The organism is Herbaspirillum chlorophenolicum (assembly GCF_001189955.1).
In the GTDB taxonomy this organism is placed as follows: Bacteria; Pseudomonadota; Gammaproteobacteria; order Burkholderiales; family Burkholderiaceae_D; genus Herbaspirillum; species Herbaspirillum chlorophenolicum.
The window spans coordinates 23,566-47,533 of record NZ_LFLT01000033.1 but is presented as its reverse complement, the minus strand read 5'-3'; the positions used below and the strand labels follow the sequence as shown (position 1 = coordinate 47,533).

General features: G+C 60.0%; 14 protein-coding genes, 2 tRNA genes and 1 pseudogene. 8 read left to right on the top strand and 9 right to left on the bottom strand.

Translation table 11 applies throughout. The annotated features are described in order from the left end of the window. Window positions 1-48: 48 nt before the first annotated feature. The 3 genes from AKL28_RS24870 to acs all read right to left on the bottom strand — a co-directional run bounded on the left by AKL28_RS24870 (window position 49) and on the right by acs (window position 4,660). Complete coding sequence (locus tag AKL28_RS24870; protein WP_231602481.1) at window positions 49-1,623, bottom strand: eCIS core domain-containing protein; 1,575 nt, start codon at window positions 1,621-1,623, stop codon at window positions 49-51. 795 nt (window positions 1,624-2,418) lie between these two features. Then, window positions 2,419-2,509 (bottom strand) — tRNA-Ser (locus AKL28_RS17810). Between the two features lie 168 nt (window positions 2,510-2,677). Continuing rightward, complete coding sequence (acs, locus tag AKL28_RS17805; protein WP_050469499.1) at window positions 2,678-4,660, bottom strand: acetate--CoA ligase; 1,983 nt, start codon at window positions 4,658-4,660, stop codon at window positions 2,678-2,680. 404 nt (window positions 4,661-5,064) lie between these two features. Between acs and AKL28_RS17800 the strand changes: the two genes are divergently transcribed. The 4 genes from AKL28_RS17800 to AKL28_RS17785 all read left to right on the top strand — a co-directional run bounded on the left by AKL28_RS17800 (window position 5,065) and on the right by AKL28_RS17785 (window position 8,447). After that, the gene (locus AKL28_RS17800; protein WP_050469497.1) at window positions 5,065-5,688 is read left to right on the top strand and encodes a YqhA family protein; all 624 of its coding nucleotides are present in this window, start codon (window positions 5,065-5,067) and stop codon (window positions 5,686-5,688) included. 35 nt (window positions 5,689-5,723) lie between these two features. Beyond that, complete coding sequence (locus tag AKL28_RS17795; RefSeq protein WP_050469496.1) at window positions 5,724-7,265, top strand: fumarate hydratase; 1,542 nt, start codon at window positions 5,724-5,726, stop codon at window positions 7,263-7,265. A 112-nt stretch (window positions 7,266-7,377) separates the two neighbouring features. After that, window positions 7,378-8,202, top strand: a complete 825-nt coding sequence (gene murI / locus AKL28_RS17790; RefSeq protein ID WP_082221558.1) for a glutamate racemase — start codon at window positions 7,378-7,380, stop codon at window positions 8,200-8,202. A 169-nt stretch (window positions 8,203-8,371) separates the two neighbouring features. Continuing rightward, window positions 8,372-8,447: transfer RNA gene (locus tag AKL28_RS17785), tRNA-His, on the top strand. Window positions 8,448-8,593: 146 nt separating this feature from the next. Here AKL28_RS17785 and AKL28_RS17780 read toward each other — a convergent pair. Further along, complete coding sequence (locus AKL28_RS17780) at window positions 8,594-9,505, bottom strand: LysR family transcriptional regulator (protein ID WP_050469494.1); 912 nt, start codon at window positions 9,503-9,505, stop codon at window positions 8,594-8,596. A 93-nt stretch (window positions 9,506-9,598) separates the two neighbouring features. Here AKL28_RS17780 and AKL28_RS17775 point away from each other — a divergent pair. After that, a pseudogene (locus AKL28_RS17775) lies at window positions 9,599-10,567 on the top strand (D-2-hydroxyacid dehydrogenase family protein); the annotation flags it as partial. A 332-nt stretch (window positions 10,568-10,899) separates the two neighbouring features. On the opposite strand, the gene AKL28_RS17770 reads toward AKL28_RS17775, so the two are convergent. The 4 genes from AKL28_RS17770 to AKL28_RS17755 all read right to left on the bottom strand — a co-directional run bounded on the left by AKL28_RS17770 (window position 10,900) and on the right by AKL28_RS17755 (window position 15,980). After that, window positions 10,900-13,524, bottom strand: a complete 2,625-nt coding sequence (locus AKL28_RS17770) for a fimbria/pilus outer membrane usher protein (protein WP_050469492.1) — start codon at window positions 13,522-13,524, stop codon at window positions 10,900-10,902. Between the two features lie 69 nt (window positions 13,525-13,593). Then, window positions 13,594-14,343 (bottom strand): fimbrial biogenesis chaperone, encoded by a 750-nt coding sequence (locus AKL28_RS17765; RefSeq protein ID WP_082221557.1) that lies wholly within the window; start codon window positions 14,341-14,343, stop codon window positions 13,594-13,596. Window positions 14,344-14,476: 133 nt separating this feature from the next. After that, entirely contained in the window at window positions 14,477-15,001 is a 525-nt protein-coding gene (locus AKL28_RS17760; protein ID WP_061286704.1) for a fimbrial protein, read from the bottom strand. Window positions 15,002-15,314: 313 nt separating this feature from the next. Further along, window positions 15,315-15,980, bottom strand: a complete 666-nt coding sequence (locus AKL28_RS17755; RefSeq protein ID WP_050469489.1) for a response regulator — start codon at window positions 15,978-15,980, stop codon at window positions 15,315-15,317. A 399-nt stretch (window positions 15,981-16,379) separates the two neighbouring features. On the opposite strand from AKL28_RS17755, the gene AKL28_RS17750 reads away from it, so the two are divergent. Next, window positions 16,380-16,865, top strand: a complete 486-nt coding sequence (locus AKL28_RS17750) for a fimbrial protein (RefSeq protein WP_050469488.1) — start codon at window positions 16,380-16,382, stop codon at window positions 16,863-16,865. 142 nt (window positions 16,866-17,007) lie between these two features. On the opposite strand, the gene AKL28_RS17745 is transcribed toward AKL28_RS17750, so the two are convergent. Then, window positions 17,008-17,790, bottom strand: coding sequence for a ferredoxin--NADP reductase (locus AKL28_RS17745; RefSeq protein WP_050469487.1), 783 nt, complete (start codon window positions 17,788-17,790; stop codon window positions 17,008-17,010). A gap of 293 nt (window positions 17,791-18,083) precedes the next feature. On the opposite strand from AKL28_RS17745, the gene AKL28_RS17740 reads away from it, so the two are divergent. Together AKL28_RS17740 and AKL28_RS17735 are read left to right on the top strand one after the other, a co-directional pair. Further along, window positions 18,084-19,859, top strand: a complete 1,776-nt coding sequence (locus AKL28_RS17740; protein ID WP_050469486.1) for an autotransporter assembly complex protein TamA — start codon at window positions 18,084-18,086, stop codon at window positions 19,857-19,859. A 49-nt stretch (window positions 19,860-19,908) separates the two neighbouring features. Next, window positions 19,909-23,931: a translocation/assembly module TamB domain-containing protein gene (locus AKL28_RS17735; protein ID WP_050469485.1), complete on the top strand. Its 4,023-nt coding sequence runs from the start codon at window positions 19,909-19,911 to the stop codon at window positions 23,929-23,931. Window positions 23,932-23,968 lie beyond the last annotated feature (37 nt).

The following is a 23,968-nucleotide window of genomic DNA, read 5'->3' as shown; positions in this document are numbered from 1 at the left end:
TATAAATTGTGCGAACTTCTTTTTGCAACCAGGCATCTGGATTTCTATCTATTTTTTTGCAGTTGCTTTCTTCTTGTTGACTCCTGCTTTTTTGCTATCTGCTTTCTTTTTACCGCCTGCTTTTTTACCACCTGCTTTCTTTTTACCACCTGCTTTCTTTTTACCACCTGCTTTCTTTTTTTTCTTCGGCGATCCCGCGTTACTACTTTCTGGAGTACTTTTAGCCGGGATGCCCCACAATCCAGGAAGCGTTGCTGCTTTAGCGCGCGCAACCGACGCCGCCTCCCGTCCTCTTTCCTGTTCCTCCGCCCTTTCCTTCTCATCGGCAGCCTCTAACTCACTCCTCTCCCGCTCCGCCGCTTCCTCCTGCTCTCGCAAAAGCCTCTGCCTCTCCCGCTCTTTCGCCCTCTCCGCCGCCTCTCTCGCCTGCCGTCGGATAAGTGTCTCAATTACACTAGGCCCAGCCTCTTCGTTTGCTCGCCGTATTTTGGCCTTCTTTGCGTCCACGCGCTCACCGTCGTCTGAATCATCGTCGTCCGTTCCATTGAACTTTTTCTCTTCGTCATGCCCTTTTCGCTTCGAATAAACATTTCTTTCTGCAGGCGACGACGACGAAGCAGCTGCAGCACCATGCGCGAAGGATGCCCCGATAGAAGCCGCGGCAGTGGAAGGTGCAGCAGTTGCAACGGAAGAGCGCCAAACGTGGCGAACCTCCCATTGATATGTGACGGCTCCGTCCCCTAGACCGAATGTTCTCAAGCACAGCACTGCGTCACGAGGCCTAGAGACAACAACAAAGCCTGCACCAGCCTCTGACGGCAGTTTGCAACTTAATACGGGAATGTCCCTAGATGCGTAATCTCCACCCGGCACATAAAAGTTCCGGCCGGCTTCGCCCGCCTTACCTACATACTCCAGAGCTTCCTTTTTTGCCAGGTCTTCATAACCATCAGGCTTTATTTCGTAGAATGCGTCACCACGCATAAAGTCAACGAATCCTATCTCGCCTTCTTTGTTCTTTGACGCACCCGGAATACCAAATTCTGGTTCTGCATTTTTTTGCAACTCATCTTTCTGGATAGTTTCGTGCGCCGCCTTTCCTCGCGCTATATTTGTAGGAAGCCTCTTCGCCTTTGAAAAGTCTTCCCCTGCAAATGCACTTTCCACCAATCCCGGCGTGAGCGCGAAATTCGATGTCCACCCAATATAGCTAATAACCTTGCGCTGGATAACGCTACCTCCTACAAAGCCCTGATGTTGCCTAGCAGTTGGTGGCTGTTCTGACGTTTTGGATGATGCCTGCAAAGTGAAAGCGCGCTGCCCCATCATGTCGGCCTCTCGCTCCAAGTTAACATCCTCATTGAGGCGCCCATCACCTTTCAATTGCCTCATCGGTGCAACTCGTCCCTGCGCCTGTTGCACCACATGCCATGCCTCATGGGGCAGATGGCGCTCTTGACCTGGCCCCAAATGAATATCACTTCCTTGCGCATAGGCATGCGCGCTTAGCTGTGCGGGCTGAGACGAATTGTAGTGAACCTTGACGTGGTCCAAGCTCATGCCTGATAACGATTCAATTCCGGATTTGAGATGGTCTGGCAAACCCGTCTTGTTTTCTTTCATTTGAATGACGGATTGCAGTTGCGCCGCGCGTTGCGAACGAGGGCTTGTGTGGGCGATGTTCTGGAGTTCCCGCTGAAGTGAAGCGCTAGGACGGTTATCTACGAACGACGCAGGTACGATCCCTGATCGCCCCTCCCCCTCCCTTTGTGCATAGTCCCGCCGTGAGTCGTTCTCCGACTTCTGTTCTGCCTGCACATTCATCGGGCACTTCCCCAAAAGTGAAAAACGCGAAAATTCTTATGCGAATTACAATCGCTCAGTAGAATGTGCTGTGACTAGCGCGGAGAGACGATTACGTGGAGTTACTTTAGCACGATCTTTTCCGATTAAGCTCCTATAGTTCGGATCGCTGACACAGGAATAGCGAAGCCCCGAACCGTTGCCGGTCAGGGCTTTCGATAACTACCGATACTTGAGCATCCAGACCTATCTGAAAAGTGATACTGCCTTGAACGAACTTCAGAGAGCTGGGATATAAAGGATCGTATGACCGGGTAGCCATCTTCAGCAGGCAATAGAAGGTGGGGCAAATGAGAGGATCAAATCTGCGAGCAAATCAACACAATCACTTTGCCTTAGCGTGAACGGGATTTTTGGTGCCGAGAGAAATGCGCTGTTCTTTACGTGTTCCATGGGAACAGAACTGATAGCGGTAGTAATCACGCCATGTCTAGGCTGGTAGATTCTGCAAGGGATTCGCATGGTTTCCCCTGAATGAGGAGTACTCCCGCGGAGTGACGCCAGTTGCGAATTGAAAATAAAAAAGCCCTTGAAAAATCAAGGGCTTACTTATTCTGGCGGAGAGAGGGGGATTCGAACCCCCGATAGGCTATTAACCTATACACGCTTTCCAGGCGTGCGACTTCAACCACTCATCCATCTCTCCTGGATTTGGGTCGCGTTTAGCGAAGCCGCAGATTATAGCAAGTTTTTCTTCAAGTTGAAGCTTTTTTGCTCATTGGGATCGTGAAAAAGCCGATGGAACCGGGCGACTGTGACTTGTGCGCCCCGCTCCCTCGGCCTTTTTACATGCCGGTTCTGCGGCCCGACGACCTTATTGCGCTTCCTTCAACTGATCCAGGATGGCCGGATTTTCCAGGGTGGAGATGTCCTGGGTGATCGCTTCGCCCTTGGCCAGCACGCGCAGCAAGCGGCGCATGATCTTGCCGGAGCGGGTCTTGGGCAGGTTGTCGCCGAAGCGGATTTCCTTGGGCTTGGCGATCGGGCCGATTTCCTTGGCGACCCAGTCGCGCAATTCCTTGGCGATCTGTTTGGCTTCGTCGCCCGTGGGACGTGGGCGCTTCAAAACGACAAAGGCGCAGATCGATTCGCCGGTGGTTTCGTCCGGTTTGCCTACGACTGCGGCCTCGGCCACCATGCTGTTGGCGACCAGCGCCGATTCGATTTCCATCGTGCCCATGCGGTGGCCGGAGACGTTCAGCACATCGTCGATGCGGCCGGTGATGGTGAAGTAGCCGGTCTCCTTGTTGCGCACGGCGCCGTCGCCGGCAAGGTAGGTCTTGCCGCCCAGTTCCTCAGGGAAGTAACTCTTCTTGAAACGCTCGGGGTCGTTCCAGATGGTGCGGATCATTGACGGCCAGGGGCGCTTGACGACCAAGATGCCGCCGTTGCCGTTGGGCAGGTCGTTGCCGGTCTCGTCGACGATGGCGGCGGTGATGCCCGGCAGCGGCAAGGTGCAGGAACCCGGCACTTGCGGCGTGGCGCCCGGCAGCGGCGAGATCATGTGACCACCGGTTTCGGTCTGCCAGAAGGTGTCGACGATCGGGCACTTCTCGTTGCCGATGTTCTTGTAGTACCACATCCAGGCTTCCGGATTGATCGGTTCGCCCACCGAGCCGAGGATGCGCAGCGTGGACAGGTCGTATTGCTTGGGGTGCACCTTCTCGTCGGCGTCGGCGGCCTTGATCAGCGAGCGGATCGCGGTCGGTGCGGTATAGAAGATGGTGGCCTTGTGGCGCGCGACCATGTCCCAGAAGCGGCCGGCGTTGGGATAGGTCGGCACGCCTTCGAACACGATCTGGGTGGCGCCCACCGCCAGCGGGCCGTAGGCGATGTAGGTGTGGCCGGTGATCCAGCCGATGTCGGCGGTACACCAGTAGATGTCATCGGGCTTGATGTCGAAGGTCCACTTCATCGTCAGCGCCGCCCACAGCAGGTAGCCGCCGGAGGCGTGCTGCACGCCCTTGGGCTTGCCGGTGGAGCCGGAGGTGTAGAGGATGAACAGCGGATGCTCTGCATCCACCCATTCCGGCTCGCAGGCGTCGGACTGGTTGGCCACTACGTCGTGCAGCCAGAGGTCGCGCCCTTGCACCCAGTTGATCTCGGCGCCGGCGCGCTTGTAGACGACCACGTTCCTGATGGTGTCGCAGCCGCCCATGGCGAGCGCTTCGTCGACGATGGATTTGAGCGGCAATTGCTTGCCGCCGCGCACCTGGTAGTCGGCGGTAATGACGGCCACGGCGCCGGCGTCGATCACGCGCTCTTGCAGCGACTTGGCGGAGAAGCCGCCGAACACCACCGAGTGGGTGGCGCCGATGCGTGCGCAGGCTTGCATGGCGGCTACGCCTTCGACCGACATCGGCATGTAGATGACCACGCGGTCGCCCTTCTTCACGCCCAGCGATTTCAGGCCATTGGCGAACTGGCAGACCTTCTGGTGCAGTTCGCGATACGTGACGCGGGTGACCTTGGCGTCGTCGGACTCGAAGATGATGGCGGTCTTGTCGGCGTTGCCGTTCTCAAGATTGACGTCCAGGCAGTTGTAGGAAACGTTGAGCTGGCCATCTTCAAACCATTTGTAGAACGGCGCGTTGGACTCGTTCAAGGTCTTGGTGAAGGGTTTCTGCCATTTCAGGTTGTCCTTGGCCAGTTTGGCCCAGGTGCCTTCGTAGTCGCGTTCGAATTCGGCGTTCAGGGCCTTGTAGGCGTCCATGCCGGAAATGGCGGCATGCTTGACCAGTTCGGCGGGCGGTGCAAATACACGGTTCTCTTGTTTGAAAGTTTCGATGTCAGCCACGGTAGTCTCCACTAGGTAGTTTTTGCTTTCCGCAAAACATAGGCCGTTTCACTTACTCAGTCCTTACACAAACGGCAATGTTCCCGAGCGGGAACGCCTGTGCGCAAGGCTTTGCGGGCGACCGCCACCGCTTTTGCGAAATGCTGAAAGAATGTTCAAAGGCTTGAACCCGGCAAGCAGTCCCATCCAAGGAGACTGGAATCATGTCGATATGTTCACGATCCGTCCATTGTGGCATAGCCGCATGTTTCCCGCAGGTACTGCTCTGCTCGCGTTTTTGCGGCACTTTCTCTTGTGCGGCCGCACGAGACTATGCCCAAGGGCGTGTAAAATACGGCCCCAATTCGAATCCAATAATCGAAGCCAGCCATACCTCGCCAGATCTCACGCGCCAATCGACCTCCATGAAAGATTCGCAACAACAATCCCCCCGCAAGATCGGTATCCTGCCCAACCTGATTTTCATGAGCCGCTGGCTGCAGTTGCCGCTCTACCTGGGCCTGATCCTGGCGCAGTGCGTCTACGTCTATCACTTCTGGGTCGAGCTGTCGGACCTGATCGGCGCAGCCCTGGGCAACGCCGCGTCACTGGACCACATCCTCGATGCCGTGGCCATCACCGGCGCACCGCGTCCGGAAAAGCTCAACGAGCAGACCATCATGCTGGTGGTGCTGGCGCTGATCGATGTGGTGATGATTTCCAACCTGCTGATCATGGTGATCGTGGGCGGCTATGAGACCTTCGTCTCGCGCATGAACCTGGAAAGCCACCCCGACCAGCCGGAGTGGCTGTCGCATGTGAATGCGTCGGTGCTGAAGGTGAAGCTGGCCACGGCCATCATCGGCATCTCTTCGATCCACCTGCTGAAGACCTTCATCAACGCCAACCTGTACGACGTCAAGACCTTGCTGGCGCAGACCGGCATCCATGTGACCTTCCTGGTTTCCGCCATGGCGATCGCGTATTGCGACAAGCTGATGGCACATCCCGCGCCGCAGTCACCCGATTCGCCCGACACGCCGCACTGACCGCCTCCCTATTCCAAACCCTGAGAGAACCAGCCATGACCATCATCAAGCAAGACGATCTCATCGAATCCGTAGCCGCCGCGCTGCAGTACATCAGCTACTACCACCCGGTGGACTACATCCAGCACCTGGCGCGCGCCTATGAGGCCGAGCAGAACCCGGCTGCCAAGGATGCGATCGCCCAGATCCTGACCAACTCGCGCATGTGCGCCGAGGGCAAGCGTCCGATCTGCCAGGACACCGGCATCGTCAACGTGTTCCTGAAGGTGGGCATGGGCGTGCGCTTCGAAGGCTTTTCCGGCTCCATCGCCGATGCCGTCAACGAAGGCGTGCGCCAGGGCTACATGCATCCGGACAACGTGCTGCGCGCCTCCATCGTGGCCGACCCGCAGTTCGAGCGCAAGAACACCAAGGACAACACGCCGGCCGTGATCCACATGGAACTGGTGCCGGGCAACACCGTCGACGTGCGCATCGCCGCCAAGGGCGGCGGTTCGGAAAACAAGACCAAGTTCGTCATGCTCAATCCCTCCGACAACCTGGTTGACTGGGTGCTCAAGACCGTGCCGACCATGGGCGCCGGCTGGTGCCCGCCGGGCATGCTGGGCATCGGCATCGGTGGCACCGCCGAGAAGGCCATGCTGATGGCCAAGGAAGTGCTGATGGACGACATCGACATGTACGAGCTGAAGAAGCGCGGCCCCAACAACAAGACCGAAGAGCTGCGCATCGAGCTGTGCGACAAGGTCAACGCGCTGGGTATCGGCGCGCAAGGCCTGGGCGGCCTGACCACCGTGCTGGACGTGAAGATCATGATGCACCCGACGCACGCGGCGTCGAAGCCGGTCGCCATGATCCCCAACTGTGCCGCGACCCGCCACGGCCACTTCGTGTTGGACGGCTCGGGCCCCGCCTACATGGAACCGCCGTCGCTGTCGGAATGGCCGGAAGTGCACTGGGTGCCGGATACCGAGAAGTCCAAGCGCGTCGATCTCAATACGCTGACCAAGGAAGAAGTCGCGTCCTGGAAGCCGGGCCAGACCCTGCTCTTGAACGGCAAGATGCTGACCGGCCGCGATGCCGCGCACAAGCGCATCCAGGACATGCTGGCCAAGGGCGAGAAGCTGCCGGTGGACTTCACCAACCGCGTGATCTATTACGTCGGCCCGGTCGATCCGGTACGCGACGAAGTGGTGGGCCCGGCCGGCCCGACCACCGCCACCCGCATGGACAAGTTCACCGACATGATGCTGGAACAGACCGGCCTGATCTCCATGATCGGCAAGTCCGAGCGTGGCCCGACCGCGATCGAAGCCATCAAGAAGCACAAGTCGGCCTACCTGATGGCAGTAGGCGGCTCGGCTTACCTGGTGTCCAAGGCGATCAAGTCGGCCAAGGTGCTGGGCTTCGCCGACCTGGGCATGGAAGCGATCTACGAGTTCGACGTCAAGGACATGCCGGTGACGGTGGCGGTCGATGCCAATGGCATCTCGGTGCATAACACCGGCCCCGCGGAGTGGAAGGAAAAGATCGCGCAGAGCGTTTCGCTCTCCAAGATCCCCGTCACCACCGCCTGATCAACGCCAATGCGAACAGCCCGCCATCGTAGGAGAAAGCAGGAGAAACCGAAGCAACATGCAGCAACATAGTTCTGAAGCTTCTTCCGCGATGACGCCCGCAGTTCCATCGATGCCGATGACAGCCGACGCTGCCATCGGCATTTTCGATTCCGGCATCGGCGGCCTGTCGGTGCTGCGCCACATCCACGCTGCCCTGCCCCACGAAACCCTGCTGTACTTCGCCGACTCGGGCTATGCGCCTTATGGCGACAAGACCGAGGGCGAGATCGTCGAGCGCTCGCTGGCGATCGCTTCCTTCTTCATTACGCAAGGCATCAAGGCCCTGGTGGTTGCCTGCAATACCGCCACTGCTGCAGCCATCCAGGCGATACGCGAACGTTGGCCGGAATTGGTGGTGGTCGGCATCGAGCCGGGGCTCAAACCCGCAGCCCAGCAGACCCAAAGCAACACGGTGGGCGTGCTGGCCACGCGCAGCACGTTGGCCAGCCAGCGCTTCGCCACGCTGCAGGAACAGATGGAAAAGCAATATCGGGTGCGCTTCTTGCCGCAGGCCTGCGTCGGCCTGGTGGACCTGATCGAGAAAGGCGAACTGTATTCGCCGGCGACGGTATCGCTGCTGGAACGCTATCTGGCGCCGCTGCTTGAACAAGGCGCCGATACCCTGGTGCTGGGCTGCACCCATTATCCTTTCGTCAGGGAAGCTATCGAAAATACATGCCGTCGGCTGGCCAGCCGGCCATGCGCAATCATCGATACCGGCGAAGCGGTCACGCGACAGCTGCTGCGGCTGCTGCAGGCGCGCGGCCTGCACCGGGACCGCGGCCCCGGTTCATTGACCGGCTACACCACCGCCAGCCGCTCAACGCTGGAATACGCCTTCGCCACGCTGCTGGACCTGCATCCGGATGTGCATGCATTGGGCCGGCAAGCCTGAATCCGGCTGAAAGCCGCCATATAAGCGGCGCCGGGTGGGCTTTACTTGCCCGATGGTGTTTTCGCCAAGAAACGGGGAATATAGTTGCCATCTGCCCCAAGGCTTTGTATAATCGTGCGCTTCACTGATGAATCGCAAGTAGTTTTGCTTTCGCATCAATGCATCAGTGGTGGCTGTAGCTCAGTTGGTAGAGTCCAGGATTGTGATTCCTGTTGTCGCGGGTTCGAGTCCCGTCAGCCACCCCAATCCTGTAAGACTTCCCGTCTTCTTGCTGTGTTTTCGCACAGTGTCCAAATCCCCTTAGTTTTTCGTTGTTTCGCTGCGGTCATAGACGCGTAACGTGCCACGTTCCCGCTTCGGCAAGAAAGTTGTCGACTCTTGGAAACCGTTTCTAAGAATGGTCTTGCCGCATCCGCTGCACCAGCCTTCGCAATTCCATCAGAGCCGGGGCGCGATTGTCTTTGCGCGTAGCAAGATGCAAGGGCGCAGACAATCCCGCGCAATCTTTTAGCGCCCTGTAGGTAATTCCTTCTCCCCCAAGGCGCCGCATCGAGGCAGGCACGATAGAAATACCGAGACCGGCCGCCACCAGGCTGAGCGTTGCCGGCAGGCGCGGCGCTTCCTGCACGACGGTGGGACTAAATCCGGTTTCACGACATGCGGCAAGAATCGAATCGTAAAGACCCGGCCCGCTTGAGCGGCGATAAAAGATGAATGCCTCTCGGGCTAAATCCGAAAGCGGCAAGGCTTGGTCAATATCGATGGCCAGTGGGTGCCCTGCGGGAAGCGCGACCAGCATCTGCTCATCGAGTACGTCGTCAACCGCTATCCCGGGAATCGTGCCGACCGGTGAGCGCACAAAAGCGGCGTCCAACTGCTCGTGCAGCAACGCGTCCACCAATTCGACGGTACCGGCCTCCTCCAGGATAACGGAGACGCCCGGGCGCCTCTCTCTAAAGGCGCGAAGTACAACCGGTACAAATGGATGCAGCGCGGCCGAACTTGTGAAGCCGACCGCGAGCCGCCCCTGCTCGCCTTGAGCTGCCCTCCGGACGATTGCCTCCACCGCATCGGCGCGGGCAAGGATGACGCGCGCTTCTTCCAGCAATGCTTTTCCGGCCTCCGTAGGCCGGATGCCGCGCGGCAGGCGCTGCATGAGCAGCACGCCCAAATCCGTCTCCAATCCCCGCAACAGGCGTGTGAGCGGCGGCTGCTGGATACCCAGCCGTTCCGCTGCACGGGTCACGTTGCCTTCTTCGGCTAGCGCGACAAAGGCCCGAAGGCGACGCAAATCGATTTCCATACCCTGAGGGTATCAAAAATGATTCCCTAGTGCATTGGAAATCATGAATCGGCGGCGTATTCTGGAGGTAGCCACCTTACCGGAGCATTTCTCGTGAACATTACTATTCTGGACGACTATTTCGATACGCTGCGTACCCTGCCGAGCTTCCGCAAACTGGACGGCCATTCCGTCACGATCTGGAATGATCATGTGCAGGACGTGGACGCACTGGCCGAGCGCCTGCGCGACACCGAAGTATTGGTATTGATCCGGGAGCGCACCCAGATCCGCGCACCGCTCATTGCACGCTTGCCGAAGCTGCGATTGATCAGCCAGCGCAGCGTCTATCCGCACATCGACATCGACGCATGTACCGAGCACAACATCATCGTTTCATCAAACCAGCATGCCGGCAGCCCGTCTTATGCGGCAGCCGAACTGACCTGGGGCCTCGTCATCGCGTGCATGCGCCAGATTCCTCAGCAGATGCGCTCACTTCAAAATGGAGGCTGGCAGATCGGCGTGGGCCGCACCCTGCGCGGACGCACGCTGGGCATTTATGGATACGGCCGCATCGGTGCCGAGGTGGCGCGATACGGCGCGGCGTTTGGAATGAAGGTGATCGTCTGGGCGAGGGAAGCCTCGCTGCAACGGGCGCGCGAAGACGGTTGGCAAACAGCGCCAGACAAACGGACGTTTTTTGAGATGTGCGACGTGCTTTCGCTCCATATGCGCCTGGTAAAGGACACGCGGGGCATTGTCACCGGGGAGGATCTGAACCGGATGAAACCGACTGCCTTGCTGGTCAATACGAGCCGCGCCGGACTGATTGAGCGAGGTGCACTGGAACATGCACTACAGGCGGGGCGCCCCGGCATGGCCGCGGTGGACGTCTATGATGAAGAACCGCTGCGCGACCGGCAACATCCACTGTTGCAGATGCCCAATGTCGTATGCACTCCGCATATCGGCTATGTGACAGAGGATGAGTACGAAATCCAGTTCTCGGACATCTTCGATCAGATCGTGTCCTACGCAGCGGGGCATCCAATCCATGTAGTCAATCCGGACGTGCTGGCCAACGCTCAAGGTTCCGTCGAACCGCTGATCCTCGATCTATTGGAATGGATCGGCCCCACCGCCCGCCCCTACGGCGAGGTAATTGAAGCCTGGCGCACCTCCTGCCCGCGCCTGCCGGTGTGGGAGGAGGCCAACGCACGGGGGTTCATTGCCCGTCTCCATGCGCCGGGTGAAGAGGCGAAAGTGGTTGTCAGTGAAGCAGGCGCGGCCCATTTGCAAAACCATCGCATCAAGTCGCCAGCCGGGCTGCACTGAGTAGTCCCTCTAATAAAAAACACCCGTCCATGAATGAACGGGCGGAACCGGCCCGCAAGCACGGCCGCCCCATCTCATCAGGACTTCCCCGGCTGCGGCGCCTGCCCATCGTTACGGCCGATGATCTCCACCCCGCTTTTGCGCTTTGCCAGCTCCGCAGGAGATTCGCACACCGCACTCAGTTGTTCGGCTAGCGCATCTTTTTTATCCTTCTCGCGCGGGCCGAGCGCAAAGCTCAACGAACACTGTTCCTTGCTTGTCGTACCCCAGCGTACATTCAGGATGCCGCTGTTCTCGTCGGCCAGGCGCACAAAGATCAAGCCACCCTGCCCCGCCATCCCGACCACGCCCTGGGCGCTGCGCACTTCCGCACCGAAAGGCACCGGCTCGCCATTCGATTGCGTCGCCCGCACGAACAGCGAGCGGCCGCTGACGGTCTCGTACTTCATCATCACCACCGCGCCGGCATATGGCGCCACGCGCTGGCTGGTCACCTTCATTTCAACGTCGGTGGAGGTTCCCTTGGGATCGATGATGATTTCATTGGTGCGATATGGCGTCAGGTAGGGAACGACCGCGTATCCGCTGCCATTGACGCGTACGCCAGAACTATTGACCATGGCGCCGTCTGCCTCCCGTGCCTCCACGATGCCGATGGTATCGCCCAGCGACTGCGACAGGATGATGCCGCCGGCATGCGCCACCAGCGCCCCCGAAACCTGTGCCGACATCTGGCGCGATCCGCCCGGACCGTAACCGTAAGAACCGCCCAAGGTGGCGAATGGTGCACGGTACTGGGCATTGGCCGATGACGATGCCCCGCCCTGGCTCTTTGCGGCATTGATGCCGTAAGAGAAGGCATTGTCGGCACCTGCAGTTCCATTCAAGGAAGTCTGCATGGTGCTTCCGCTATTGTTGTCGCGCGTGATACTGCTGCTCAGCATGGGTGAATTGGGTTCGCGACCCAGCGGCAGCGAAACGCTGAAGAAGTACTGGGTATTGGTCCGCCCCGAAGAAAGGTCGCGCTGGCGTGAAACCGAAGCACTGTAGCTCACTGCTCCCCAGTTGTTGTTATAGCCCAGTTGATACTGCGTGGTGGATCCCGGCCTGTTCCAGTAGTTCTGCGACGAGCCGGTGGCGTAGAAAGATCCCATGCCATCGCCCAGCCGTTGCGTGACGCTCAACTGGAGCTGGCTGCGCTGCCGGTCCTGCAAGACGAAGTCGGCGCCGCGGCCGGCCAATTGCTTCAAGCCCTGCAGATCCTGCAGGCGCAGGTAACCGCTGCTGGAATAGCGATAGGCCGCCAGTGTGACGTTGGTGTCGGTGCGCTCCAAAAACTTGCTGTAGTCCAGGCGCAGGCTCTGGCCGTTGCGCGTATCGCGCTCGCTCACCTTGGCGCGCGACTGCGTAAGGCTGGCCGACATCGCCCCGATCGGTGTGCTGAATGCGCTGCCGCCTAGCAGCGCCAGATAATCCTGGGCGGCAATGGCGCCGCCAAACAACGTCATCTCGTTGGAAATGCCGCGTTCATAGGTCCCCTGGACGAAACCGGCTTCCGCAGCCCGTCCGTTGCTGCGCGTGCGCCCGGCAATGACGCTGTAACGGTCGCTGCCGGGCCGCAGCAGTTGCGCCACCGAGGCATACGGAACAGTGGAACTGCTGCGGCTACCATCGGCCTCTGTCACCACAACATTCAGGTCGCCGCCAAAACCGGTGGGATTGAGGTCGGTAATTTCAAATTGGCCTGGCGGAACGGTGGTTTCATAGATCACATTACCGTTTTGCATGATGCGGACTTTTGCATTCGAACGCGCCACGCCGCGCACCACTGGCGCATAACCGGTCTGCGACTCCGGCAGCATGCGCTGGTCGGTCGCCAGCTGCACGCCGCGATAGGACATGCTGTCGAACAATTGGCCGCTGGTATAGAAATCCCCGACCGTCAGCTCACTCTTGAGTGGAACGATACTGCGCTGCGCGTAGGAGGCGATGGTCTGGAATCGGTTGCGGCCATCGCCCTGTCGAATCACGCTCGACACATTGCGCAGGCGCCATTCACCCAGGTTCACACCGCCATTGAGGCCGAGATAATAAGACGTGTTGCTTTTCTCGCCGAACTCGGTGCGGTAGGCATTGAAGTTATAACTGAGCATGGCCGCAGTAATGCCTTTGTCCCAGAGTTCCGGGCTGACATAGCCGCGCGCGCTGCGGCGCAAGGCGATCTGAGGAACGCCGACTTCCAGGCGCAGATCGCCGCTGTCGAACTTGAGGCTGGCGTCCTGAACGATGTCTTCCAGAGAAAAGCAGCGGTCGGGCGCGGCATCCTTGATCGCGGCCAGCGCCTCTGGGCTCAGCTTGCCGAAGTCGATGCCGATGATATCGAGCAGCGTCCGGTTGAAACAGGCCTTGACCTCATCGCTTCCTGCCTCGGCACGAAAACTCACATCCTGGCGGCCGACCCATCCGCCGTTGACATACATGTCGACACGGTAGGCACCCGGCAGCACCGGATTGGAATCGCTGAAACGGGAGAGATCGACCGGCGCCTGGCCGTTGCGGCGCAAGAAATCATCGCCAAACTCGATCTGGGCGAGTTTCGTCCTCTTTTCCGCATAGGCAAGCTGCGCATGCATGGCCGCCAGCACGCCAATGACCAGGGCGCAAAGCGGCTTCAACGAAAAGACTGGACTGCGATTCTTCATCTCGTGCAATACCAAAAATGGTTGGCAAAACCGGACGCCTGCCGTGCAACGGCCAGGCATCCGGCAGCATTATTTGACGGCTTGCGCCTCGCCCTCGACACCGGCGCCGTAGTCGTTCAACCAGGTGTACTTGACCTTCACCGGCCCGGCAGGCAGGCTTTCGCCGCCTTGCAGCGCGAAGCTGGCGGACTTGCCTGGCTCGACCATGCCGCCGTCCTCGTTCACGGCATTCTTTCCATTCGGCGCATCGACGCCCAGGTGCATGAAGCTGACGTGATAGGGAGTGGGATTGCTGACCTCAAGGGCATAGGACTTGCCGTCCGCCGTCCTGGCCAGCGACCATTTGAGTTGGCCTGCCGCCTCCTGCACTTTCTCCTGCAGGTTCAGCGCCTTGGGGCGGAAGAACACTTTGATGCGCGTGCGAAATGCCATCTGGATGTAGTTGGCATCGCCATCTTCCGGCTTGGGTGGAACTTCCAGCATGTTCAGCCAGTACACCGATTCGCGATCCTGAGGCAACGGCGACTGGTTGTAGAGCATGCGTATCGTCTGTCCCTTGCCCGGCTCGATGCGGAACATGGGGGGCGTCAGTACGAAGGGCACCTTGATCTGCTCGGGTGCCGCCTGCACATCCCCCTCGTCCAGCCAGACTTGCACCAGGCCGGGCTGCTGCCCTTCATTGCTCAGGCGTATCGTCACTTCTTTCTCGTTGGACGGAAACACGACACGCGTGCCGCTGATGACGACGCTGGCCATCACAGCTCCGTGCACAGCCAATACTGTTGTGGCGACGATGGCGCTCTTCATGATTTTTTTCATTAACCTCTCCCTGAAAAAGCAATGGAAATGCTTGAATGAGGGCGCACACGCGCGCTCATCGAAACACATCTGTCAAAGGGAAATCAGAAAGACGGGATGCCGGCCCTGGGGCCGGCATGCTCAACAACCGGAATTAGTTGTAAGCGATGGTGAAGCCAACCGAGGTATCGGTCTTGCCGGCGGTCACACTATTAGCGGTAGCGACGTATTGGGAATACATGCTGATGGTCGCATTACCCGAGCTGACAGCGACCGGGGGAGTCTGACCACCGTCTGCGCGTACCTTGCTAGCGGTCGAATCCAGCAGTCGAATTTCGACGTTGGTAGCCTTGCCGGTGGTTGCCGCTGCGATCTTCAGGTCGCCAGTCGATGTGTTGACGTTCGGCCCCAGCTCGAACAAGCCTCGCACCTGGGTGACACCCGACGGGCAATTGGTCAGTTGTACCTGGAACGGCGTGGTACCGGCGACATCGCCCGCCTGCTTGAACTGGGCGGCCCCAACAGTGGGCATCGCCACGTTCAACGAACTGTTGCCGCCATTGACGGTGCAGGTCTGAGCGATGATGGTGCCGGTGAAGTTAATGGTCAAATCCGCTGCCGATGCAAAAGCCGGAACCATTGCTGCGGCCACTACCGCGGCCAGTGCTGCTTTTTTCATTTTCTCTACTCCAAAAATATCAGATGAATCCCATGCGCTCCGCACATTCCGGCATCGCCGACGGCACTACGCCACATAGGTGTGTTACGGCCGGAAAGAAGAAGGACAAAAGCCCCTCCGACAAGCCGTGAGGCCGAAAGCATCGGCACCTTCATTTTTCAGGTTGAAGTACCGACTTCGGACACAGGAAGCATCTTATTGATGGGGTATTTTTTTGATATGAGAAAATTCTGAAAACGGAAAAAGCAACAAAATAAAACGAAAAAAAAGCAGCGATCTTTCGCTGCTTTTTTTCATCTTTACATACCGATTATCACGAAATCATTCCTGTCGAATAGGCGTACTTGATCAGGTCCGCATCGGTATTCAGGCCAAGCTTGCGCATGGCGTTGTTCTTGTGTGTGCTGACGGTGCTGGGCGTGCGCGAGAGACGATCGCAGATGTCGGACAGCGAATTTCCCTCGACGAACAGGCGAACCACTTCAAGCTCGCTCAGCGTCAGTTCCTTCGATTGCGAGAACGCCTCGCCCTGTGCCCAATTCACTTCCAGCTCTCCGCGCAACGACACCGGGAAGTACACCTGCTTGCTGCTTTGCGTAGCCAGGCAGGCGTTGATCAGTTCTTCCGGCTTTTCGCGCTTGTTGATGACCGAAAAAATGCCCATGCGGTACAGCCGCTTGACCACCGCGCTATTGGCCATCGCCGTGTACACGATCACCTTGCTGGATGGATGGTCGGCCTTGATGCGCTTGATCAGCGAAAAGCCGTCGGAGTCTTCCCGCTCGTCGTTTGGCATGGTGAAATCGGTGATGACGATTTCACATGGCGAGCGCTTCAACGCGGTCAGCAGCGCCTCCCCGGTTTCCACTTCGAGGTCGATGCGCACTTCCGGCAAGCGCCCCAATTCGTTCTTCAGTGCCCCCAGCACTACCGGATGATCGTCGGCGATGGCGACGTGCAAGACTTTGTTCAGATTCATTTTTGCTACCCCCAATTGAATTGATTTGATTGACTGATATCGATGATGTCATTGCTGATCTGCGGCTACTCCATGGCGCCGCTTGCCTGACACATGACCTCGACCGGTAGCTCTCGCGCTTGGTTCCCGACATTTTTTCCATCGACAGCCATCAATTGCCGAATCGCCCTATGAAAACTGCACGCTAAAAATATTTAAAAAAAGTGGAGATAAAAACAAAATAAAAATAGCGAGTTAACTAAAAGCAACAGCAACCCAGAATTTCATTTGATATACTTCTCGGATAATTTCGAGACGATAATTGAAATAATTCTCGCACTCGATACATTGGAAAATGCCGCAACAAAGAATGCGGCGACCTTGGGCCCAGGGAGGGCAACCAAACCAGGAGTACTTTCCATGTCCAGCAAATCCGCTTTTACCAAACGCGTCCTGATGATCGGCGCCATCGCCCTGTCTCCCGCTCTGTGCCTGGCGACTGACCTTACCATCAACTTCAGCGGCGCCATCGTCGAACCGCCGTGCACCGTCACCACCGGCAATCTGAACTATGCAGCAGACGACCTCACCCGCCTGCGCGACAAGCGCGCAACGGCAAGCTCGGCGCTCGACCTGAGCCTGAAATGCCATGCTGCACAGTCGGTCCAGATCTCGTTCGAACAAGGCGGCCGTGAAACGCGAGCCGGATTCGCAACCGGCGTCGAAGGCGTGACCATGGCCATGAGCCACAACGGCCGCGAACTGCCTCCTGGCGCAATCATCCCGCTCGCACTGGCCACCGGCCAGCAAAAGCAACTCCGGCTCGATACCCAACTGCTCGGCGTAAGCGCTTCGCCCCAGGAAAAGGTACGCAGCACCATCCTGGTATCGCTCAATTACCGTTGATGATGCCGCGTCCTTCATGCGGCCTGCGATCTATAACAAAACCGTTGTACCGTGTTCGATCCAGCAAAAAAAAAGAGCACCCGATGCGGATGCCCTTTGATGTCTTGCCATTGCACTTAGCCTGCTGCAAGAGCCTCTCGGCTCACCAATAATCCTCGGTCACGAACTGCCCGCCCCCGGTGCGGCGTAATGGGGTCATGCCGCGCTCGCGCAGGATCTCGCGCACCTCGGTGACCATCTCAGGATTGCCGCAAGCCATGAAACGCGAATGCGCCACGTCGATTGCCAGCCCGGTAGCCCGCTCCAGGCCACCGTCGCGCAGCAGCGTGGTAATACGCCCTGAAAGTACCGCACCGTCGCCAGGTTCGCGCGTCACCGACTGCAGGTAATGCAGCCTGGCCGGCAAGCCGTCCGCTTGTACCTGCGCACGCAAGGCGCCGAACTTGTCAGCATAGGCCAGCTCTTCACGGCTGCGCACGCAATGCACCACGACCAGGTCCTGGAATTTCTCCCACACGTCCTTTTGCTGAAGGATGGAAAGGTAAGGCCCCAACCCGGTACCGGTAGCCAGCATCCACAGTTGGCTGCCGTCAGTGAAGCGGTCGGCGGTCATGAAGCCGTAGCTGAGTTTTTCCACCCATACCGGATCCCCGGGCTGCATGGCATCGAGGTGGGTGGTGAATTGACCGCCGGGCACGATGATGGCGTAATACTCCAGTTCCTCCCCGGACTCGGCCGACGTGATCGAATAGGCGCGCGAGACGATTTCGCCGTCGACCTCCAGCCCGAGCCGGGCGAACTGGCCGGCGGTGAAACGGTAGCCGGCCGGGCGCGTGGTGCGGAAGGTCAGCAGCTTGTCGGTCCAGCGATGCACCGACAGCAGACGCTCGCAGCTGGCTTTTTCCGAATAGACGTCGACACTCACCTGCTTCTCCTTCCACTTGCCTTGGCAACCAAGAAAATTCTGAAAATAGACCTGTACACCGTGAAATCGGCATGATCGACGCTAATTCGCCGGGGAGCCGCATTACAATGCCTGCTAATACAAACCGATGCGGCTTATGCCCACACGACGGCGCCATGCGGGCCTGCAACCGGAACTATCCGCACTGCCGCCAGGTCTAGGCGCCGGTACAGGCTGTCATCGTACCCGACTTTGCACCGGCCCCGCAGCAGACGGCGCGCCCTGCCCGCATTAACAGAATATGAAGTGACCTAATGAACTGGACCTGCCGCCTGGCCATCGCATGCCTATGCTGCGCCGCTGAGACTGCCAACGCCGCCTACAAGGTGGAGATCGATGCGCCCAAGCCGGTGCAATCGATGCTCAAGGATTTTCTCGACCTGTCGCGCTACCAGGAACGCGACGACATCAGCGACGACCAGCTGAAGTTCATGATCGACACCGTCGGCGACCAGGTACGCGACTTGACGTCTACCGAAGGTTATTTCTCGCCGCAAACCAAGGTCGAAGTCAACAACGAACGCAGCGCCGACGGCAAGGAAGAGTTCAAGCGCGTGATCGTCCACGTCGAGCCCGGCGAACGCACCGAAGTCGGCCAGGCCGACATCCAGGCGACCGGCGCGGTAGCGCAGCAGGACTTGCCGCGTGTGGAGGCGATCCGGCGCGACTGGCTGCTGTCGCCCGGCAAGCCGTTCCGCCAGGAAGATTGGGACAAGGCCAAGGATGCCGGGCTGCAAGCGCTGCAACAAAAGAAATACGCGGCCGCACGCATCGCACAGTCGCGCGCCGAGATCGATCCCGACAGCCATCGCGCCGATCTCTCGGTACAGTACGACAGCGGTCCGGCCTTCACGCTGGGCCCCTTGCAGATCACCGGCGCCAAACGCTATCCGGAAAGCATCATCCGCAACGTCAACCCGCTCAATGTCGGCGAGGCCTATGATGCCGACCGCCTGCTCTCGCTGCAGCGCCAGATCCAGAGCACGCCCTATTTCTCCAACGCCATCGTCGGTATCGACGATGACCCGGAGCACCCGGATATGGCCCCGGTGAAAGTGCAGGTCACCGAGTTCCCGATCCAGCGCATACGCACCGGCGTGGGTTATGGCACCGATACCGGCGCCCAGGTCGAAGGCCGGTATTCGCACTACAACGTGTTCAACCGCGCCTATGCATTCGACAGCCAGCTGCGGCTGGAGCAAAAGCGCCAGTACGGCCTGCTCAGCCTGGCCATGCCGCCGGATGAAAAAGCCTTCGTCAACAGCATCAACAGTTCCTACGAACGCACCACGCTGGAAGGCATCGACCTGCGCAGCCAGCAGATCGGCATCAAGCGTGCGCGCACCGGCGAGCTGTACGACACCACCTATTCGCTCACCTATTACCGCGACCAGCTGACCCAGGAAAACGGCGCCACCCTGCCGGCCAATACCGTGGTCACGCCCGGCAAGCACCATGCGCTGGTACCCGGCTTCGCCTGGGCGCGGCGCAACGTCGACAACCCGATCTTCCCGCGCCACGGCAACCTGTTGACGCTGGAAGCCGGCTTCGCCGTCAAGGGTGTACAGACCGACCAGACCTTCAGCCGGCTGTACGGCCGCTTCAAGCAATTCGTGCCGGCCGGCAAACGCGACCTGATCGTATTGCGGGCCGAACTGGGCGGTGTCTTCACCGCCGGGAGCGCCTCCGAGGTACCGGCCTCGCTGCTGTTCCGGACCGGCGGCAACGATTCGGTGCGCGGTTACAGCTACCAGAGCATCGGCAACGAACAGAACGGCATCGTCTATCCGACCAAGTACCTGGCGGTGGGCAGCACCGAATACCAGCACTGGCTGACCGAGAACTGGGGCGCAGCCGTGTTCTACGACATCGGCGCGGCCGCCGACAACTGGAGCAACAAGACTTTCTATAACGGCGTGGGCGCCGGCGCGCGCTGGCGCAGCCCGGTCGGCACCCTCAACCTGGATCTGGCCTATGGCGTGCAGAAACGCCAGATCCGCCCGCACGTTTCGCTGGGCATCGCCTTCTGAGGCAGCCCGCACGTGAACACGACAGACAAGATTTGAACGACAAGAACGCATGAGCGACCAGCAAGCATCTCCTTCCGCCCCGGAGCAACACGCCACACCGCCCAAGCGGAGGAACAAGCGCGTCCGCAAGATCGCCTTGTGGAGCGGTGGCACGCTGGCAGCGGCGCTGCTGATTGTGGCGGGCGCCGGCCTGTATGCCGTCAAGACCGAAAGCGGCACACGCCTGGTATGGAACGGCGCGGTACAGGCGCTGGGCGGCAAATTGTCGGGCCAACTGCTGGGCGGCACCATCGCCGACGGCCTGCGCCTGCGCGACCTGCACTACCAGGACGAGCAGCGCATCCTCGACATCGACCGCATCGACGCCAGTTGGCAGCTCGCGCCGCTGCAGCGCAAATTCAGCGTGCGCTACCTGCGTGTGGGTACGGTCATCCTCAAGCAGCAGCCTTCCCCCTCCGAACCCAGCACCATGCCGGCCTCGCTGGCGATTCCGCTGGCGCTGGACATCAATGAAATCGCACTGGACCGGCTGAGCTTCACCCAGGGCGCCTCCACCACCGAGCTGTCCAAGTTGCGCCTGCACGGCGACTCCGACGGCACGCAGCACACACTGGTGCTCGACAGCCTCGTCACACCCTTCGGCGATGCCGCTGCGCTGTTGCACCTGAACGGCCGCGCGCCGTTCGCCATCAGTGGCGGGCTGGAGCTGTCCGGCGAATACAAGAACGCCAGCCTGCAAGAGAAATACCAGTTGGCGGCACAACTGTCTGGCTCGCTGCAGGATCTGGGCATCGCGCTCAAGGCCAGCGGCGACAAGCTCAACGGTACAGCCGACGTGCAAGCCACGCCGTTCGCGGCAGTGCCGCTAAAAAGCGCCAAAGTCGACCTGCAGCACATCAACCCCCAAGCCTTCAGCGCCGGCGCCCCGCAAGCCGACCTGCGGGTGAGCGCCGACCTGCACCCCGCTCCCGGGGCCAGCAGCGACGACATGCGCGTGACCGGCAAGATCGCCATCGACAACGCCAAACCCGGCAGTCTCGACCAGCAATTGCTGCCGCTGCTCTCGGCCAGTGCCGATGTCGATCTCGACCTGCAGCGCCAGAAGATATCGTCACTCCAACTGCGCTTGCCCAAGAACGCACGCATCGAAGGCGGCGGCGAATTCCGTCCCGGCAGCGATGAGGCCGGTAAACAGCAGGAGATGGGCGGCAGCTTCAATTTCCGCATCAGCGGACTGGACCTGAACCAGATCCACCGCCAGCTCAAGCCCACGCAACTGGGCGGCCCGCTGGATGTGACACTGGCGCCCGGCGCCCAGCAAATCAAGCTGGCGCTGGATGACCGCGAGCTCAAGCTGCGCGTGGACAGTACCATCCGTGCGGAGGAAGTGGAGTTGCACCAAGCCCAGCTGGCTGCCGGCAAGTCGCGCGTGGAAGCGGCCGGCACGCTCAAGACGGTTGGTGCGATGGATTACGCCGTCAAAGGCAAGCTGGTGGATTTCGATCCGACAGCCTGGTTGCATGCGGTCGCTCCCGCGCCTGCCGCCGCCGGCAAGAAAAAAACCAGTGCGGCCGCTGCCTCCAAGCCGGTACAAGCCCGGATCAACATGGATTTCAACGCCAGCGGCGCCATCTCGCCGGAACTGAAGCTCAAGCTGGCCTTCGGCATCCACGACAGCAGCTACGGCGATTTGCCCATGAGCGGCCAGGGCGACATCAACCTGGCTGGCATGCGGCTGTTGCCGAGCAAGGCCAACCTGCTGGTGGCCGGCAATACGTTGAACCTGAACGGCAGTTTCGGCACCGGCAAGGATGCCCTTGCGCTCAAGGTCGATGCTCCGTATCTGGAGCGCCTGGGCTATGGCCTCTCCGGCCTGCTGCGCCTGGATGGCCAACTGACCGGCACACAGCAACGCCCCAACCTGCACACGACCTATCAGGCCGAAAAATTGGCATTCGGTCCGCACCATCTGGCACGCCTGTCTGGCGAAACCGACTTGCGCACCGACCTCGCCGCCGGCGTCGCCTCGCCCAACAACAAACTGGACCTGCGGGTGGAAGGTGAAGGCTATTGCGGCCCGCAGGCAGAATTGTCCAGGCTGGATCTGAACCTGAACGGCACCTGGGGCAACCATACGCTGAACCTGCGCAGCGTCGGCAAGGTCATGGATCAAACCCTGGATCTGGACTTTGCCGCGCATGGCAAGGTGACGGAAAAGACCCGCGGCAAATACGGCTGGGCCGGCAGCATCGACAAGCTGCAAAACAAGGGTTTCCCACAGGTCGCCCTGGCCAGCCCGCTGGCGCTGGAGGCCTCGGCCGATGCGGTTGAAGCTGGCAGCACCCGGCTGGAAATCGACCGCATGGCGCTCGATCTGAAACGGCTGTCATGGCGCCAGGGCCGCATCGCCTCGGCCGGACAGGTACTCTCGCTGGACCTCGGCCGCCTGCTGCAGATCGCGCAGGAATTCACCGGCACGCCGCCGCCGGTCAAGACCGACCTGGTACTGGACAGCGACTGGGACTTTTCGCTGGCCGAGACCGCCAGCGGCTATTTCCAGCTGGCGCGCAAATCGGGCGATGTCCGCGTAACCGCCAGCAATGGCGAAGCCACGCTCGGTCTGTCCGAATTGCGCCTGCGCGCCGACCTGCAAGGCCAGCAGGTGCGTGTGGACGGCCGCGTGAACGCCTCCCGGATAGGCACTATCGATCTGGGCGGCACGCTGGGACTGCAACGCATCGATAGTCTGCTGGCTCTGGCCGATGCCTCGCCCCTGAACCTCAAGGCGCGGCTGGATGTGCCGGAACTCAAGCGCGTGGGCGACCTGATTGGCCCGCAAGTGAGCCTGAACGGCAAGCTCGGCGCCGAGTTCAACGCTAGCGGCACGCTCGGCCAGCCGAAGCTGTCGGGCGCCATCAATGGCGATAACCTCGCGGTGACGCAGTTCGACCAGGGCATACAGCTCAAGGATGGCATCGTGCGCATCGTCATGGACAACAACGTGATCGACCTGCGCCAGATCGAATTCCACGGCGGCAAAGGCACGCTGCGCGCCGAAGGCAAGGTACAACTGGGCGCGGCCGATCCCAACCTCAACGCCACCGTCACTGCCGATCGCCTGGAACTGTTCGCCAGCCCGGATCGCCAGCTCATGCTGTCGGGCCAGGGCAAGATCGCCAACGTCAACGAGCAGTTGCACATCGATGGCAAATTCATCGTGGACAAGGCCCTGTTCGACCTGCCCAAGAGCAGCGCGCCCAAGCTGGGCGATGATGTAGTGATCGTGCGCCGCGACGGCAAGACCAAAGCCGGCGCCAACGCCAGCTCGCAGCAAAAACTGGAAGCCGCCACCGAGAAGCCGGCCGGCAAGTTCGCGCCGGTGATGAATATCGCGGTCGACCTCGGCCACGACTTCCGCTTCCGCGGCACCGGCGCCGACCTGCTGCTGCGCGGCGACATGAACGTGCGCAGCGAACCGCTCTCGCCGCTGCGCGCCACCGGCACCATCAACGTGGCCGAAGGCACCTACGAAGCTTTCGGCACCAAGCTCAACATCGAGCGCGGCATCATCAACTTCCAGGGGCCGATCAGCAACCCCAACATCAACATCCTCGCCATGCGCCGCAACCAGGATGTCGAGGCCGGCGTGTCGGTGACCGGCACCGCCAATCGCCCACGCGTGCAACTGGTGTCCGAACCCAATGTGCCTGACGATGAAAAACTGTCATGGATGATGTTCGGCCACGGCACCGACAGCTCCAGCATCGGCCAGCGCAGCGCCAGCAGCCAGGCGCTGGCGCTGGTGGGCAACCTTGGCGGCAAGCGCATCGCCAAGGACTTCGGCCTGGACCAGTTCTCCATCGGCGCCAGCGAATCGGGCCTCACCGACGACCAGGTAGTCAACCTGGGCAAGGAGATCACCCAGAAGATCACCCTGGGCTACGAGCAGAGCCTGCAAGGTGCCGCCAGCGTGGCCAAGGCAACCTGGCAACTGTCGCGCCGCTGGTCGGTGGTGGTGCGGGCGGGGACGATTACTGGCTTGAACGTGCTGTTCAACCTGCGTTACGACTAAGGTAGTCATCTTTATTTGCAGCTACAAATAATTCTTG

Coding starts and splice junctions, on each gene's coding strand:
- AKL28_RS17750 (WP_050469488.1), top strand. CDS start 16,380: ATGTCCAGCAAATCCGCTTTTACCAAACGCGTCCTGATGATCGGCGCC.
- AKL28_RS17765 (WP_082221557.1), bottom strand. CDS start 14,343: ATGAAAAAAATCATGAAGAGCGCCATCGTCGCCACAACAGTATTGGCT.
- AKL28_RS17800 (WP_050469497.1), top strand. CDS start 5,065: ATGAAAGATTCGCAACAACAATCCCCCCGCAAGATCGGTATCCTGCCC.
- AKL28_RS17735 (WP_050469485.1), top strand. CDS start 19,909: ATGAGCGACCAGCAAGCATCTCCTTCCGCCCCGGAGCAACACGCCACA.
- AKL28_RS24870 (WP_231602481.1), bottom strand. CDS start 1,623: ATGAAAGAAAACAAGACGGGTTTGCCAGACCATCTCAAATCCGGAATT.
- AKL28_RS17740 (WP_050469486.1), top strand. CDS start 18,084: ATGAACTGGACCTGCCGCCTGGCCATCGCATGCCTATGCTGCGCCGCT.
- AKL28_RS17755 (WP_050469489.1), bottom strand. CDS start 15,980: ATGAATCTGAACAAAGTCTTGCACGTCGCCATCGCCGACGATCATCCG.
- murI (WP_082221558.1), top strand. CDS start 7,378: ATGCCGATGACAGCCGACGCTGCCATCGGCATTTTCGATTCCGGCATC.
- AKL28_RS17760 (WP_061286704.1), bottom strand. CDS start 15,001: ATGAAAAAAGCAGCACTGGCCGCGGTAGTGGCCGCAGCAATGGTTCCG.
- AKL28_RS17780 (WP_050469494.1), bottom strand. CDS start 9,505: ATGGAAATCGATTTGCGTCGCCTTCGGGCCTTTGTCGCGCTAGCCGAA.
- AKL28_RS17795 (WP_050469496.1), top strand. CDS start 5,724: ATGACCATCATCAAGCAAGACGATCTCATCGAATCCGTAGCCGCCGCG.
- AKL28_RS17770 (WP_050469492.1), bottom strand. CDS start 13,524: ATGAAGAATCGCAGTCCAGTCTTTTCGTTGAAGCCGCTTTGCGCCCTG.